This window comes from Agromyces binzhouensis (genome assembly GCF_004135055.1).
In the GTDB taxonomy this organism is placed as follows: Bacteria; Actinomycetota; Actinomycetes; order Actinomycetales; family Microbacteriaceae; genus Agromyces; species Agromyces binzhouensis.
Genome location: NZ_SDPL01000609.1, coordinates 1 through 1,331, shown reverse-complemented (window position 1 = coordinate 1,331; position 1,331 = coordinate 1). Strand labels below are relative to the sequence as shown.

Annotated in this window: 2 protein-coding genes; both read right to left on the bottom strand. The window is 73.2% G+C overall.

The features are described from left to right. Positions 1 to 226: DUF6716 putative glycosyltransferase (locus ESO86_RS17090; RefSeq protein WP_340638872.1), on the bottom strand; the 226-nt coding region annotated here is incomplete at its 3' end. A 35-nt stretch (positions 227 to 261) separates the two neighbouring features. Further along, positions 262 to 1,134 (bottom strand): N-acetylneuraminate synthase family protein, encoded by an 873-nt coding sequence (locus ESO86_RS17085; RefSeq protein WP_129235974.1) that lies wholly within the window; start codon positions 1,132 to 1,134, stop codon positions 262 to 264. Positions 1,135 to 1,331 lie beyond the last annotated feature (197 nt).

The window sequence follows — 1,331 nt, the reverse complement described above, 5'->3', positions numbered from 1 at the left end:
CCCGCCCGTCGAGCGGCCGGATCCGCGCGTCGCCGGGCGCGAACCGCGTCCCGTCGAGCGCGTGCTCGAGCTGCCGCTCGCTCGGCTGCACCGGCGAGGCGATGACGACGAGCCGCGTCGTCCACTCGCCGGGAAGCGTCGAGGCGAGCGCCGCACCCCACTTCACGTACGAGTCGGAGTCGCCGACGACGAGCAGGCGCCGCTCCGCGCCATCCGTCGCCGGCATCCCGGACCTCGTGGCACCCGACCCCGGCGCACCGGTCACGCGAGCACCCGGCGGAGCTTGGCCTTCGGCGCCTCTTCGCCCGGGTAGACGCGCTTGACGCCGTCGCCGAGGGCCTCGCCGATGATGCGGATGTCCCGGACGAGGTGCTCCAGGCCCTGCGGCTCGAGCGAGGCGGAGTGGTCGGAGCCCCACATGGTGCGGTCGAGCGTGATGTGCCGCTCGACGGCGACCGCGCCAAGGGCGACCGCGGCGATGGAGATCTGGAGGCCGCGCTCGTGGCCCGAGTAGCCGACCGGCACCCCCGGGTAGCGCTGCTTCAGCGCCGGGATCATGAGGAGGTTCGCCTCCTCGGAGGGCATCGGGTAGCTCGATGTGGCGTGCATGATCACGAGCCGCTCGGTGCCGAGCACGGACACGGCGCGATCGATCTCGTCGAGGGTCGACATGCCGGTCGAGAGGATGACGGGCCTGCCCGTGTCGCGGACCGCCTCGAGGAGCTCGACGTCGGTCACCGACGCCGACGCGATCTTGTGCGCGACGACGCCGTACGACTCCAGGTCGGCCACGGCCGGGGCGTCCCACGGTGAGGCGAACCAGTCGAGGCCGTGCAGGGCGGCGTGGCGGGCGACCTCCGCGTACTCGTCGCGGCCGAACTCGACCCGGTGGCGGTACTCGAGGTACGTCATCGTGCCCCACGGGGTCTCGCGCGGCATGGGCTTCATGTGCTCGGGCGTGGAGAGGTCGGGCGTGCGCTTCTGGAACTTCACGGCCTGCGCGCCGGCGCGCGCGGCGACCTCGATGAGGCGCTTGGCGATCTCGACGTCGCCGTTGTGGTTCAGGCCGATCTCGGCGATGACGTAGACGGGCTCGTACTCGCCGATGGCGGCGTGGCCGATGCGCACGGACATGGTGGCTCGCTTTCGTGGGTCGGTCAGGTCGCGGAGGTCGCCGCGGCGATGGCCTCGCGCTGCTCGCGCGTGGGATGGGCGGGGTCGAGCTCGCGCGACTCGCGCACGGGGTCGGATGCCCCGGAGCCGAGCTTCGCCTCGCGTGCGGCGAGCACGAGCTCGGCGAGCTCCCGGACCGCACCGTGGCCGCCGTGCCG